The sequence below is a fragment of the Streptomyces sp. NBC_00271 genome, from assembly GCF_036178845.1.
Classification (GTDB): Bacteria; Actinomycetota; Actinomycetes; order Streptomycetales; family Streptomycetaceae; genus Streptomyces.
This window is the reverse complement of the sequence record NZ_CP108070.1, coordinates 5466275-5480128: the sequence shown is the minus strand read 5'-3', so window position 1 is coordinate 5480128 and position 13854 is coordinate 5466275. Positions and strand designations below refer to the sequence as shown.

Below are 13854 nucleotides of genomic sequence, written 5' to 3'. Positions count from 1 at the left end.
GAATACCATGAAGGCATGACGTCCGACTCGTCGCCGCAGCAGCAGCCTTCGCCTCCGGTCGACCTCGATCTGCGCCTCGTGCGGTACTTCACGGTCGTCGCCGAGCACCGGCACTTCGGCCGGGCCGCCACCGCCCTGTGCATCGCCCAGCCGTCCCTGAGCCGGCAGATCCGCCGCCTCGAACAGCAGCTCGGCGCCCGGCTGCTGGACCGTACCCCGCAGGGCAGCCGGCTCACCGACGCCGGCGAGGTCTTCCTGCCCCAGGCCAAGGCGCTGCTGCGCTCGGCCACTCAGGCCGCGGCGCGCACCCGGGCCGCCGCCCGGCCCGGCCGTGTCACCATCGGCTACACCTCCGGCATCATCGTCACCCCGGCGGTGCGCGAGATGCGCCGGCTGCACCCGGACGCCGAGGTGGTCGCCCAGCACCTCGTCTGGAACGACGCCCACGCGGCCCTGGTCGAGCACCGGGTGGACGTGGCGGTGACCCGCCTCCCGATGCGGACCGACCAGCTGCACGTCACGATCCTCTACGACGAGCCCCGCGTGCTCCTCGTCCCCGTCGACCACCGCCTGGCCGGCAAGGAGTCCGTCACCCTCGACGACATCGCCGACGAACCCCTGCCCCGGGTGTCCGATTCGTCTTGGAACGCGTTCTGGCGCGTCGACCCGCGCCCCGACGGCAGCCGGGCGCCCGACGGTCCGCTCATCGAGGCCCTGGAGGACAAGTTCGAATTCATCGCCTCCGGGCAGGCCGTGGCCATCGTCCCGGCCGACCCGCGCGTCGACAGAATCCGCCCCGACCTCACCACGGTCCCCCTGCACGGCGTCGAACCGAGCCACGTCGTGCTCGCGACCCGTACCGACGACCGCAGCCGACTCGTGACGGCCTTCCGCAAGTGCGCCCAGGCCCACCTGAGCGGTCCCGCGTCTCAGGGCCAGAGCAGCTCCTTGCGCCAGCCTCCGCCCTCCGACGAAGGTTCCGTACGACGGTAGACGAGGCGTACGTGCCGACGCCTCGCGTCACCCTGGAAGAACTCCACCTCTTCCGGCCGGAGGCGGTAGAGGGTCCACGTCGGGGCCGGGGCGTCGGGCTCGCGCTGAGCGCGGTCCCAGGCGTCGTCCGAGGCCCGCCCCAACTCCTCCACGGAACCGAGCACTTCACTCTGCCCGCCCACGAGCGCGGCGGCCAGCGCCCCCGTGGAGCGGGCGTGCAGATCCGCCTGCCCCTCCTCGGCCGGGGCGACCTCGACCGGCCCCCGCAGCCGGATCTGACGGCCCTGGGCGGGCCAGTAGAACCCAAGAGCCGCGTACGGGCGGGCGGCCAGCTGGCGGCCCTTGCGGCTGGTGACATGGCTCGCGAAGGCCCAGCCGTCCGCGTCCGCGCCGTGCAGCATCACGACCCGGACGTCGGGCAGCCCGTCCTCGTCCGCCGTCGCCAGCGACATCGTGTGCGGTTCGCTCTGCCCGGCCGCGACCGCCTCCGCGAACCACTCCGTGAACAGGGGGAGTGGTTCGGCGGGTGCGGATGCCGGGTCGAAGGAGGGCAGCTCTACGTCCCACACCCGCAGTGACCTGAGCAGCTCGTGAAGATCCGTTCCCATGCCCCGAGTATCACTCGGGGGTCCGGCAAAGCCGCGCCATGAGCACCCCGTGGAATCCCCCTCTTGCAAGAGGGGGAGGGTGTGAACTGGACGGCCTTCCTCCGTACCGTCCGTTGAGGCGGTCGGCTCACCCCCGTCCCAGCACCACCGTCCCCGACGAGCAGAACCACCCGCCCGTCCCGGAGGCCACCGCCAGCTCCGGGAGCCGTCCGCCCGCCTTCCTCACCTGCCGCTCCCCGGCCTCCCCGCGCAGCTGCCGTACGGCCTCCACCAGGAGGAACAGGCCCCGCATTCCTGGATGCTGGGCCGAAAGCCCGCCCCCGTCCGTGTTCACCGGCAGCTCCCCGCCCACCGTCAGGCGCCCCTTCTCCACGAACTGACCGCCCTCGCCCTTCGCGCAGAAGCCCAGGTCCTCCAGGGTCACGAGGGTCATGTAGGTGAAGGCGTCGTAGAGCTCGGCCACGTCGATCTCGTCGGGCCGCACCCCCGCCCGTTCGAAGGCGAGACGTCCGCTCACCGCCGCGGGGGAGACGGTGAAGTCCGGCCACTCGGACATCGTCGTGTGCGAGACGTGCTCGCCGGTGCCGAGGATCCACACCGGGGCCGTACGGCAGTCCCGTACGTACTCCTCGGCCGCCAGCAGCACCGCCGCGCCGCCGTCGGAGCGCAGACAGCAGTGCAGCTTGGTGAAGGGGTCGGCGATCATCGGGCCGGACAGGACGTCGTCGGTGGTGATCGGGGTGCGGAACATCGCCTCCGGGTTCAGCGCGGCGTTCGCCCGCGCCTGGACGGCCACCGAGGCGAGCTGTTCGAGTGTGGTGCCGTACGCGTGCATGTGGCGGCGCGCGGCCATCGCGTACTTGGCGATGAGCGTGTGGCCGTAGGGGACCTCGAACTGGAGGGGGCCCCGGGCGCCGAAGGAGAGATTGCCGGTGCGGCGGCCCGCCTTGATGTCGGCGCGGGCGGTCGAGCCGTAGACGAGGAGGACGGCCTCGGCGTGGCCCGCCGCGATCGCGTCCGCCGCGTGCGCCGCCATGACCTCCCAGGTGGAGCCGCCGACGGCGGTGGAGTCGACCCAGGTGGGGCGCAGGCCCAGGTACTCGGCCACCTCGACCGGCGGCAGGGTGCCGAGGCCCGCCGACGCGAACCCGTCGACCAGCGAGCGGTCCATCCCCGCGTCCGCCAGCGCGCGCCTGGCGGCCTGGGCGTGCAGGGCGTAGGGCGTCGCGTCGTCCACGCGACCGCAGTCCGAGAGGGAGACACCCACGACGGCGGCCTTGCGCTTCCCCGGAGTCATGAATCTGACGGTACATCAGATGTGGCGGCATGCGGGAGGCCGTCGTGGCTCTGGGCATCCGTAGCGCACGGCGCTAATGTGACGGACCGTCAGATCGGGAGAAGGGGCCTGGCCATGGACGCCCGTTTCACCGCCGAACAGGACGAGATCCGCCGCACCCTGCGGGAGCTCCTGCTCAAGCGCTGCGGTCCGGAGGAGGTGCGGTCGGCCGTGCGCACCGGGGTCGGATACGACGCCGGGCTCTGGGAGACCCTCGCGCAGCAGCTCGGGCTGCCGGGGCTCGCCCTGCCCACGGCGTACGGCGGGGTCGGCTGCTCGTTCGCCGACCTCGCCCTCGCCTGCGAGGAGTCGGGGCGGGTCCTCGCGCCCTCGCCGCTGCTCGCCACGGCCGCCCTCGCGGCTCCGCTGATCCTCGCCCTCGGCACCGACGCCCAGCGCGCCGGGCTGCTGCCCAGGATCGCGGTCGGCGAGCTGACCGCCGCCCTAGCGATACCGGGCACCGGGCTCCCCACCGCGCTCGGCCTGGTCGGCGACAACGGCGGGGACTGGGCGGGCGGCGGCCGGGCCGGGGGCGTACAGGCCCGGCCGGACGAGGAGGGCGGCTGGCGCCTCTACGGAGAGGTGGAACGCGTCCTCGACGGGCACAGCGCCGGGCTCCTGCTGGTCGCCGCGCACACCGGGGGGTTCGCCCGGGCCCGGACGCGGATCTTCCTCGTGACGGAGGGCGCCCAGGGGCTCGTACGGATGCGGCAGACGTCCTTGGACGAGACGCGGGCGCAGGGGCGGGTGCAACTGCGCCAGGTGCGGGCCGAGTTGCTCGGTGAGGAGGACGCCGACGTGCTCGGCGCGCTCGCCTCCGTCGGGGACACCGCCGCCGCCGTGCTCGCCGTCGAAGCCGTGGGGGCCGCGGACCGGGCACTGGAGCGGACCGTCGCCTACGTGCGGCAGCGGGAGCAGTTCGGTCGGGCGATCGGGTCCTTCCAGGCGGTGAAGCACCGGCTCGCGGACGTGTACGTGCGGGTGCAGGCGGCCAGGTCCGCCGCGTACTACGCCGCCTGGGCCGCGGGGGCCGGGGGCGAGCGGGTCGGGGGGCTCGCGCTCGCCCAGGGCCTGGAAGCGCTGCGCACGGCCGCCGCCGAGGCGATCCAGCTGCACGGCGGCATCGGCTTCACCTGGGAGCACGAGGCCCAGCTGTACTTCAAGCGCGCGGCCGGCGACGAACTGCTCTTCGGGCCCGTGCACCGGCTGCGGGCGTACGCCGCCGACGCGGCGCGGCTCTTCGACGGGGCGGAGGTGGCGGTCTGATGGCGCCGGGGATCCGGTCGCGAGCCGTCGTACGGGGTGTGCAGAAGGTGTCCTCGACGCGGGCCTTCGCCCGGGTCGCCCCGCACCTCGTCCCTGCCCTCGACCGCGCGGTGCACCGGCTGACGCGCGGCAAGGTGCTGCTCAGCGCGCAGCTGCTGCCGGGGATCGTGCTGACCGTGCGGGGCGCCCGCAGCGGGCTGGAGCGGCGTACGCCACTGGCCTGTATGCCGGAGGGAGAGGGCGGCTGGATTCTCGTCGGGTCCAACTTCGGGCGCACCGATCATCCGGCCTGGACCGCCAACCTTCTCGCCCATCCGGACGCCGTCATCAGCTGGCAGGGCGAGGACATCCCCGTGAGGGCCCGTCTGCTGGAGGGGGAGGAGCGGGACGCGGCGTGGAAGGCGGTGCTGGCGTTCTGGCCGCCGTACGCCACGTACCAGGCGCGGATCGACCGGGAGATCCGGCTGTTTCGCATCGTGCGCCGCGGCGCATAGCGCAGCAGGCGGCAGTCCACGAGGTGGACTGCCGCCTGGATGACAGGATTTGGGCCGAAGGGGGCCCCAAGAGATACGGTCGCGCTACTTGGTCGGCTTCTTCCCGGTCACCCCGAGGTGCACCAACAGCGCCAGGTTCGGCTTCAGTTCGGCCTGCTTGACGCCCCAGGTCTGGAAGCCCTTCTGGTGCGAGGCCACCGCGGCGAGCATCGCGACGAGGGAACCTGCGATCGCCGCGGGGTTCACGTCCTTGTCGACCTTGCCCTTGGACTGGAGCTCGGAGACGGAGTCCGCGAGGGAGTTGTTCACCGAGTTCAGGATCTTCATGCGGATCTTGTAGAAGCGTTTGTCGCCCTCGGCGGCGCCCAGGTCGACGACGCGCAGAATCGCCTCGTTCTTCCGCCAGAACTCCAGGAAACCGTCCACGAGTTCCTGCGCGGTCGCCCAGCCGGCCTTGCCGACCCAGGAGCGCCCTTCGAGGAGCTGGGTCAACCCGGCGCCCTCCGCGGCCATTTGCTCGGCGATCTCCAGGACGGCGCCTTCGACGTCCGGAAAGTACTGGTAGAAAGTCGCCGGCGACGTGCCCGCCTTCCGGGCGACATCGATGACTTTGACGTCCCGGTACGGCGACGAGCTGAGCATTTCACTGAGGCAGTCGAGCAGTTTCTGCCTGGTCGCCTGCCCTCGCCGTCCGGCCACGCGGCCGTCGACGGTACGCACTTGTCCTGTCATGCCGTCAGCTTACCGAGGGGTGATCGGAGCGCGATTCGGCCGACTGCAAATGGGGTGCGTGGGGGAGTGCGGGCGGCGAGTGGGGGCCCTGGGAGGTGTCTGGGGGTGTCCGGTCCGTCGCGCGGAGTGGATGAAAGGCCGTTAACTTGGCCGCATGGCCGTATCCCGGGCGTCCGACGCAACGCACGCCTACCCGGAGGGCGTCCCCTGTTGGGTCGACGCGCAGCTTCCCGATGTGGAGGCGGGCAGGCGTTTCTACGGTGAGTTGTTCGGCTGGACCTTCGGGGAGGGGTTCGAGCCGCACCAGGAGGGCGTGTGGGCGCGCCATCACGGGGAGCCCGTCGCCGCCCTCACACCCAAGCGGGACGGCCGGATGCCGACCGTCTGGACGGTGTCCTTCGCGACCCCGGACGCCGCCGCGCTCGCGGCCCGGATCCAGGCGGCGGGCGGGCGGGTGATCACAGCGCCCACCCAGCTGGGCCCCTACGGTACGACCGCCCTCGCGACCGACCCCGAGGGCGGGGTCTTCGGCCTGTGGCAGGCGGGCACCCACCCCGGTTTCGGCAAGCGGCACGAGCCGGGTTCCTTCTGCTGGGCCGAGCTGTACGCGCGGGACCCGGAAACCGTCGACCGTTTCTACGGCACTTTGTTCCACGAAGCCCTGTTCGGCCCCGACGCCTCGCCCGACTTCGGTCGCGCCCCGGTCTCCGGTGTCTTCCCCGCCGAGATGCCGCCGCACTTCCTCGTCCACTTCGGAGTGGAGGACGTCGACGCGGTTCTCGGTACGGTGAACCGGCTCGGCGGACGTGTTCAGGCGTCCCCTTTCGACACCTCGTACGGAAGGGCGGCCGTCGTCACGGACAATCAAGGGGCGTCGTTCGCCGTACTCGAGGTACGGGGCCGGTGATTATGTCCCGAGACACCCCGTTCCGCCCCCGGGTTCGCAACCTGTGGCTCGGACAGGAAGAATCGGGGTGCGTGCCGCCATGGCGGTGCGGTGGTGAGACGCTGCACGGGGCTGCGTTCATACGTGGATGACGTGGCTCGTACGGGGAGGTGGCAGGCAAGTGGTGGATCAGCTGACACAGCACGATCCGCGGCGGATCGGGCCGTTCGAGGTGCTGGGACGGCTGGGTGCCGGCGGCATGGGGCTGGTCTATCTCGCGCGCTCGGCTTCGGGCCGACGCGTGGCGATCAAGACGGTCAGGACCGAGCTCGCCGAGGACCAGCTGTTCCGGGTCCGCTTCACTCGTGAGGTGGAGGCCGCGCGAGCGGTCTCCGGCTTCTACACGGCGGCCGTGGTCGACGCCGACCCGCGCGCGGCCGTGCCGTGGCTGGCCACCGCGTACGTTCCGGCGCCCTCCCTCGAAGAAATAGTGAACGAGTGCGGGCCGATGCCGGCCCAGGCGGTGCGCTGGCTGGCGGCGGGCGTCGCGGAGGCGCTGCAGTCGATCCACGGCGCCGGGCTCGTCCACCGTGACCTGAAGCCCTCGAACGTGCTGGTGGTGGAGGACGGGCCGCGGGTCATCGACTTCGGTATCGCCTCCGGTGTCTCGAACACCCGTTTGACGATGACGAACGTCGCCGTCGGCACCCCGGCCTACATGTCCCCCGAACAGGCGAAGGACTCGCGCAGCGTGACGGGCGCGAGCGATGTCTTCTCGCTCGGCTCGATGCTGGTGTTCGCCGCCACCGGGCACGCGCCCTTCCACGGCGCCAACCCCGTCGAGACGGTCTTCATGCTGCTGCGGGAGGGCCCCGACCTGGAGGGCCTCCCGGACGAGCTGCGCCCTCTCATCGAGTCCTGTATGCAGATGGAGGCGACCGGCCGCCCCAACCCCGCCGACCTCCAAGCCCAGTTGGCACCCCACCTCTTCGGCTCCGGCTCCGACGACAGCGGTACGGCGTCGGCGTGGCTGCCCGAGCGGGCGGTGGGACTGATCGAGTCACGCCGTGGGGGCCGTCCGGCGGTGAAGCCCCCGTCCTCCGGCGGTCGCAGCGGTGGCGGACGCCCCGCCCTGCCCCCGCCGCCCTCGCACGCTCCCGTGCCCGTCGGAGCGCCCGACACAGGCCCCGTGCGGCTCGCGGGCGGCCAGGTGCCCATCGGCCCCGGGCCGCGCGTCGCCGACGCCCGTGCCGCCGCCGTGAAGGCACCTCCTCCGGAGGCGGGACTCGCCGCCTCCTGGTCCCGCCCGCGCGTCGGCGTCAACGGCGCCGACCCCGCGCCGGCGGTCGCTCCGCCGCCCGCCCCGGACTCCCCGTCCGGCTGGCGGCCCTGGCGCTTCCGCATGTCGAACGACGTCTGGGGTACGCCCTCCGTCGCGGGCGACCTCGTCTACGTCACCTCCTTCGAAGTCCACGCCCTGGACGTCGCGACCGGCCGCCGCCGCTTCAAGACGCGGGACGTGGCCTGGTCCATGGCGGTCGCGGACGGCCGCATCCACGCCTCCGACGGCCCCACCCTCTTCGCCCTGAACGCGCGGGAGGGCGCGGACCTGTGGCGTCTGTCCACGGACGCCTGGGTGTACTCCCTGAAGGCCGACCGCGGGACCGTCATCACCGGTACGCGCGGGGGCGGCGTCCAGGCCTGGGAGGCCTCCAACGGCCAGAAACTCTGGGAGATCACCGGCGCCCAGACCGACTTCGAGTCCCCGGAGGCCGGGCCCGCCGTCCACGACGGCACGGTGTACGTCTGGAAGGACGCCCGGCTGCGTGCCCTGGAGGCCCGTACGGGTGAGGAGCGGTGGTCGTACCCGATCGGCGACGCGGCGTCGTGCGGGGGCGTACCCGTACGGATCACGTCCGCTCCCGACGGCTACGTCTACATCTCCGCGGGCACCCGCGTCCTCGCCGTCGACGTCGCCGGCGGGCACGTGCGCTGGCACTTCGAGGCCCCCGCGGTCTTCCTGTCCCCGCCGACCTTCGTGCCGGGCCCCGCGGTCACGGGAGGCGGCGTCTACCTCGCCGACTACCTCGGCACGGTGTACGCCCTTGACGCGACGGACGGGCGCGACCGCTGGCGCATCGCGACCGAGGCCCGCTCCTCGATCGATCCCGTCCTGGTCGCGGCCGGCCACGTCCACGTCGGCAGCGGCAAGGGGTTGTACACCCTCGACGCGGTCACCGGCACTCCGAAGTGGCGCTTCCAGGCCGGGGGCGACCTCGTGGGCGCGCCCGCGGTCGCCGAGGGCCGCATCCACTTCGGCTCCACGGACCATCTCCTCTACACCCTGAAGGCCGACGACGGGCGGCTCCGGTGGAAGCTGGCGACGGGCGGGGAGATCACCGGTGCGCCGGTGGTCAAGGACGGGGTGGTGTACGCGTGCAGCAAGGACCGATGCGTGTACGCGTTGGACGCGGAGAAGGGGACGGGGACGGCCCGCACGACGTAGGGGTGACAGGGCCCCCCGGGGTGCGGTGATTCGGCTGCGGGCCGGTGGGGGCTTGGCGCGCAGTTCCCCGCGCCCCTGGGGCACGGGGCTGCGCCCCGGCGCCCCATCGGCCTCCCAGCCCCCACCCGCCCCGCAGACGAATCACCGCACCCGGAACCCGTTCGGTTGTCGCGCGGAGAACAACTCCGTCTGTCGGGCCGGGGGCAGGTTGCCCAGGGAGATGAGGTGCGGCGCCTGGGTGAAGGCGTGGGCGCGGGCGGCCTCGTGGGCCGTCCACAGGGCGCGTACGGTGCCCTGCACCCCCTCGGAGGGGTAGGAGGCGATCACCGTGGCGCAGCGGACGGCGGCCTCCAACGCACCCCCGGGTGGGGTGAGTTCGGACACCCATCCGATGTCGTACGCCCGCTGCGCGGACATCCGTTCGGCGTTCCCCATGAGTGCCATCCGCGCCGCCTCCCCGTACGGCATCCGGTGCGCCGCGTACACCGACTCGTACGCGCTGACCATGCCGTACGTCGTGTGCGGGTCGAAGAAGGTGGCGGTCTCGTCGGCGACGACGAACTCCGCCTCCCCGAGGAGGTAGAAGGCCCCTCCGCACGCCATCCCCCGCACGGCCGCCACGACCGGTTTCCACAGGTCGTTGGCCTTGGGGCCGATACGCAGGAGCGGGTCGTCCACCATGTAGGGGGAGGTGGGCTGGGGGGTTTCGGTGGTGCGGTCGAGGCCGGTGGAGAAGGCCCGTTCGCCCGCGCCCGTGAGGACGACGGCCCGTACCGAGTCGTCGAAGCGGAACGCCCGCCAGGTGGCGGAGAGTTCGGACGCAAGGGCCTCGTCGATGGCGTTCAGTTTCTCCGGGCGGTCCAGGGTCAGGACCGCGACGCCCGTGTCCTTGTCGGCCGCGATCCGCAGCGCGCCGCCGTTCACGACCGGCCGTCCAGAACCCACTGCGGCAGCCCCTCCCCGCCGAACACCACCCGTACCCGCGCTCCGATCCGGATCCGGTCCGGGGGGAAGGAGTCGAGCCGGGCGCCCGGCGCCGTGACCAGGTTGCCGACCAGGCGGATGTGCGGGGCCTCGGCGATTTCGACGACGATCGCGTTGTACGGGGCCACGGCCGCGTACGCCGGGAGCAGCGGCGGGTGCGGGACGACGTACGACCAGACGCGGCCCAGTCCGCTCATCCGCCGCCACTCGCTGCCGAAGGACCGGCAGTGGGGACAGCAGGGACGGGGCGGGAAGCGCAGCTCGCCGCAGTCGGCGCACGCCTGGATCCGTAGCTCGCCCTGGGCGGCGTACCCCCAGAAGGGCGCGCCGTCGTCGTCGAGGACGGGGGTGAGAAGGGGCTCGGTCATCTCGGCTCCTCAGTTCCTCAGCAGGATCGCGGAGGTGGGGACGCCCTCCCCCGCCGTGACCAGGCAGGTGGCGGCGCCGGGGACCTGGGCGGTGCTCGTGCCCCGCAACTGCTTCACGCCCTCGTTGATGAGGTTGAAGCCGTGGACGTACGCCTCGCTGAGTCCGCCCCCGCCGGTGTTGAGGGGCAGCCGGCCCCCGATCTCCAGGGCGCCGCCCTCCGTGTAGGCCGCGCCCTCGCCGCGTCCGCAGAAGCCGTAGCCCTCCAGGGAGAGCGGGACGAGGGGGGTGAAGGCGTCGTAGACCTGGGCCACGTCGACGTCGTCCGGGGTGAAGTCGGCGTGTTTCCACAGGTGTCGGGCGGCGGTCCAGGCGGGCCCTGTGAGCGGGTCGTCGTTCCAGTAGTTGACCATGCCGTGGTGCTGGGCGGGCAGACCCTGGGCGGCGGAGTGGACGTACACGGGGCGCTGCCGGCAGTCCCGGGCGCGCTCGGCGGACACGATCACACAGGCCAACGCGCCGTCCGTCTCCAGGCAGTTGTCGAAGAGGCACAGGGGTTCGCTGATCCAGCGGGAGGTCATGTACATCTCGCGGGTCAGCGGGCGCTCGTACATCATCGCGGCGGGGTTCTGGTTGGCGCGGTTGCGGCAGGCGAGGGCGACGTTGAAGAGGTGGTCACGGGTGGCGCCATACTCGTGCATGTAGCGGCGGGCCAGCATGCCTATCTCGTCGGCCGGTCTGAGCAGCCCGAAGGGGCGGGTCCACTGGGCGGGGGTGGGGAGTTGGACGGTGGTGTTCTTCCACGGCCGGGGCCCGCTGCCCCGCTTGCGCGACCGCCACGCCACGCCCACCGTCGCCTGGCCGGTGGCGACGGCGGCGGCGAGATGCGCGACGGTGGCGCAGGAGCCGCCGCCGCCGTAGCCCACCTTGCTGAAGAAGGTGAGATCGCCCAGGCCGACGGCCTTCGCGACCTCCACCTCGTCGGTCTCCTCCATGGTGTACGAGGCGAGCCCGTCGACTTCGGAGGGCGCGATTCCGGCGTCGTCGAGGGCGGCGAGGATCGCGCGGCAGGCCAAGGTCTTCTCGGACTCGGGGAGTTGCTTGGCGAAGGGGGTCTGACCGATGCCGACGACGGCGGTGGCGTCCTTGATCCCCGGCATGGGTGCACCTCCACGGAAGGGCCCGACTGCTGACAGGCCGTCAGGCTACAGCTAATCTGACGGGTAGTCAGCTAGTGGGTTCGTGGCTACGGGAGGCGTGAGATGCGCGGGGACCTGGAATGGGGCAGCATCCCGGGGCTGATGCGGTCGGCGGCGACGCGCTTCGCGGACCGCGAGGCCGTCGTCGAGGGCCGTACGCGGATCTCCTACGCCGAACTGGGCGCCCGCGTCGAACGCGCGGCGGCCGCCTGCCTCGCGAACGGGGTCCGGCTCGGCGACCGGGTCGCCATCTGGGCGCCGAACACCCTGGACTGGATCGTCTCCGCCCTCGGCGCGGTGTCGGCGGGCGCGGTGCTCGTCCCGCTCAACACCCGCTTCAAGGGCACCGAGGCGGCGTACGTGCTGTCCCGGAGCCGCGCGCGGCTGCTGTTCGTGACGGGGACGTTCCTGGGGACGTCGTACGTGGCGTCGCTGCGACGGGCGGCGGGGGAGAGGGCGGAGGCGGGGGAGGGCGCCGGAGACGGCCCCCTCCCCGGACTCCCGCACCTCGAACAGGTGGTGGTACTGGCGGACGACGCCCCCGCCGACTTCCGCACCTGGAAGGACTTCCTGGCGGACGGGGAGGGTGTCGGGGCGGCGGAGGTGCGGGAACGGGCGGCGGCCGTGCCGGGATCGGCGCCGTCGGACATCGTCTTCACCTCGGGCACGACGGGCCGGCCCAAGGGCGCCGTGATCACGCACGAGCAGAGCCTGCGGGCGTACGAGGTGTGGTGCGAGCTGGCCGGTCTGCGCCGGGAGGACCGCTACCTGATCGTGAACCCCTTCTTCCACACCTTCGGCTACAAGGCCGGGGTGCTCGCCTGTCTGATGCGGGGCGCGACGATGATCCCGCAGCCGGTGTTCGACGTGGACACGGTGCTGGCGAACATCGCGTCCGAGCGGGTCACGGTCCTGCCGGGCCCGCCGACCCTCCACCAGTCCCTCCTGGACCACCCGGCGCGGGCGTCGTACGACCTGTCGACGCTGCGGCTGGTGGTCACAGGAGCGGCCGTGGTCCCCCTCCGCCTGGTGGAACGCCTGCGCACCGAACTGGGCGTGGAGACGGTCCTGACCGCGTACGGCCTCTCGGAGGCCAGCGGATTCGTGACGATGTGCCGCCGGGGCGACCCGTCGTCGGTGATCGCGTCGACCTCGGGCCGGGCCATCCCTGGCGTGGAGGTACGAGTCGAAGCGCCCACGGGCACCCCGGGTGAGGTGCTGGTCCGCGGCTTCAACGTGATGCGGGGCTACTTCGAGGACGCCGAGGAGACCGCCCGCGTCCTGACCTCCGACGGCTGGCTGCGCACCGGCGACGTGGGCGTCCTGGACCCGGCGGGCAACCTCCGCATCACCGACCGCATCAAGGACATGTTCATCGTCGGCGGCTTCAACGCCTACCCCGCCGAGATAGAACAACTCCTCGGCCTCCACCCGGACATCGCGGACGTGGCGGTCATCGGCGTACCCGACGACCGCCTGGGCGAGGTCGGCAAGGCCTACGTGGTCCGCCGCCCGGGATCCGCCCTCACCTCCGACGACCTCATCGCCTGGTCCCGCCGCGAGATGGCGAACTACAAGGTCCCGCGGACGGTGGAATTCGTACGGGAGCTGCCGCGGAACGCGAGCGGGAAGGTGGTGAAGGGGGAGCTGCGGTCTGGGACCTGCTGAAACTACGGCGCGGGGAACGGCCAGCCCCTCGGCTCGGAACAGGAAGTCCAGAGAGCGACGGCGGCCGTCAGGCGTACGGAGTTCGGCCTGGCTCTCGGGGTGAAGGCCCGCGTCGTGCAGGCGCAGGCGCGCGACGGTCTCCGCGGGGGAGCCGGAGCCCGGATCGGCGAGCTTCAGTCGGCGGCGGCCGCTTTCCGCTCCGCGCATGGGCGCTTCGAGCGCGAGGGAGACCAGGGCGGCGGTCGCGACCGGCGAGCGGCATGCGGTGTACGCGCACGCCCTTCCCGCCGCTGCGGAGAGTGAGGTCGGGGTCGATGAACTCCATGTTCCCCTCAGCCATCGGGGTGAGCGTCTCGATCCGCCAGAGAGCGGCCGCCGAACGGTGACTCACGACGAGCCGCGGCTTGAGGAGCTGCACGGCCCGCAGCCGAGTGGCGAAGTTCTGCCAAAGGCCCAGGAGCGAGGCGAGCAGACGCACATCGGCCGCGGCGGCTCCCCCTCCGCGCCGCCGCGGCCGATCCCCGTCGTGATTGGTCAGTTGGACGGTTCGGTTGTTGCGTGCTGGTCCAGCGGCTTGATTTCGCCACCCGTGGCGTGCTGGTCCAGGGCGATGAGCTCTTCGTCGGTGGCGTGCTGGTCCAGCGCGACGAACTCCTCACCCGTTGCGTGCTGGTCCAGCGGCTTGACGATGGGCTCGCTCTTCTTTTCGCTCATAGCGGTCAACTCCCCATTTCGTTCCAGGCAAGAGGCTTGGGGGCCCGCCCGGCAGCTCCCCCGATGGACGCCGGACGGGCACCAATTGGCCGCTCAGATTAA

General features: G+C 72.3%; 13 protein-coding genes. 6 read left to right on the top strand and 7 right to left on the bottom strand.

The window, feature by feature from the left end:
- Positions 1-15 precede the first annotated feature (15 nt).
- Positions 16-993 carry a LysR family transcriptional regulator gene (locus OG798_RS25035; protein ID WP_328757711.1) on the top strand — a complete coding sequence of 326 codons (978 nt, stop codon included), beginning with the start codon at positions 16-18 and terminating at the stop codon, positions 991-993.
- Here OG798_RS25035 and OG798_RS25030 read toward each other — a convergent pair.
- Positions 930-1601 carry a pyridoxine/pyridoxamine 5'-phosphate oxidase gene (locus tag OG798_RS25030; protein ID WP_328757710.1) on the bottom strand — a complete coding sequence of 224 codons (672 nt, stop codon included), beginning with the start codon at positions 1599-1601 and terminating at the stop codon, positions 930-932. The two genes, OG798_RS25035 and OG798_RS25030, sit on opposite strands and share 64 nt — an antisense overlap.
- A gap of 127 nt (positions 1602-1728) precedes the next feature.
- Positions 1729-2898, bottom strand: a complete 1170-nt coding sequence (locus OG798_RS25025) for a thiolase C-terminal domain-containing protein (RefSeq protein ID WP_328757709.1) — start codon at positions 2896-2898, stop codon at positions 1729-1731.
- A gap of 114 nt (positions 2899-3012) precedes the next feature.
- Between OG798_RS25025 and OG798_RS25020 the strand changes: the two genes are divergently transcribed.
- On the top strand, positions 3013-4203 hold the full coding sequence (locus OG798_RS25020) for an acyl-CoA dehydrogenase family protein (protein ID WP_121415799.1): 1191 nt from the start codon (positions 3013-3015) through the stop codon (positions 4201-4203).
- Positions 4203-4697: a nitroreductase family deazaflavin-dependent oxidoreductase gene (locus OG798_RS25015; protein WP_097225565.1), complete on the top strand. Its 495-nt coding sequence runs from the start codon at positions 4203-4205 to the stop codon at positions 4695-4697. Before OG798_RS25020 ends, OG798_RS25015 begins: the two co-directional genes overlap by 1 nt.
- Before the next feature lie 84 nt (positions 4698-4781).
- Here the strand turns inward: OG798_RS25015 and OG798_RS25010 are convergent, their stop codons facing one another.
- Entirely contained in the window at positions 4782-5417 is a 636-nt protein-coding gene (locus OG798_RS25010) for a TetR family transcriptional regulator (protein ID WP_054234406.1), read from the bottom strand.
- 166 nt (positions 5418-5583) lie between these two features.
- Between OG798_RS25010 and OG798_RS25005 the strand changes: the two genes are divergently transcribed.
- Positions 5584-6336: a VOC family protein gene (locus tag OG798_RS25005; RefSeq protein WP_097225566.1), complete on the top strand. Its 753-nt coding sequence runs from the start codon at positions 5584-5586 to the stop codon at positions 6334-6336.
- Positions 6337-6496: 160 nt separating this feature from the next.
- The gene (locus OG798_RS25000; RefSeq protein WP_095854059.1) at positions 6497-8821 is read left to right on the top strand and encodes a serine/threonine-protein kinase; all 2325 of its coding nucleotides are present in this window, start codon (positions 6497-6499) and stop codon (positions 8819-8821) included.
- A 141-nt stretch (positions 8822-8962) separates the two neighbouring features.
- Here the strand turns inward: OG798_RS25000 and OG798_RS24995 are convergent, their stop codons facing one another.
- Genes OG798_RS24995 through OG798_RS24985 form a run of 3 tightly spaced genes read right to left on the bottom strand, consistent with a single transcriptional unit; the run spans position 8963 to position 11331 of the window.
- A complete protein-coding gene (locus OG798_RS24995; RefSeq protein ID WP_328757708.1) occupies positions 8963-9766 on the bottom strand; it encodes an enoyl-CoA hydratase/isomerase family protein in 804 nt (267 codons plus the stop codon).
- Positions 9742-10173 (bottom strand): Zn-ribbon domain-containing OB-fold protein, encoded by a 432-nt coding sequence (locus tag OG798_RS24990; protein ID WP_328757707.1) that lies wholly within the window; start codon positions 10171-10173, stop codon positions 9742-9744. The genes OG798_RS24995 and OG798_RS24990 overlap by 25 nt, the downstream gene beginning before the upstream one ends.
- 9 nt (positions 10174-10182) lie before the next feature.
- Positions 10183-11331: a lipid-transfer protein gene (locus tag OG798_RS24985; RefSeq protein ID WP_121415803.1), complete on the bottom strand. Its 1149-nt coding sequence runs from the start codon at positions 11329-11331 to the stop codon at positions 10183-10185.
- Between the two features lie 102 nt (positions 11332-11433).
- Between OG798_RS24985 and OG798_RS24980 the strand changes: the two genes are divergently transcribed.
- Positions 11434-13038: a FadD3 family acyl-CoA ligase gene (locus tag OG798_RS24980; RefSeq protein WP_328757706.1), complete on the top strand. Its 1605-nt coding sequence runs from the start codon at positions 11434-11436 to the stop codon at positions 13036-13038.
- 534 nt (positions 13039-13572) lie between these two features.
- Here the strand turns inward: OG798_RS24980 and OG798_RS24975 are convergent.
- A complete protein-coding gene (locus OG798_RS24975; protein WP_121415804.1) occupies positions 13573-13752 on the bottom strand; it encodes a hypothetical protein in 180 nt (59 codons plus the stop codon).
- Between the last annotated feature and the right edge of the window lie 102 nt (positions 13753-13854).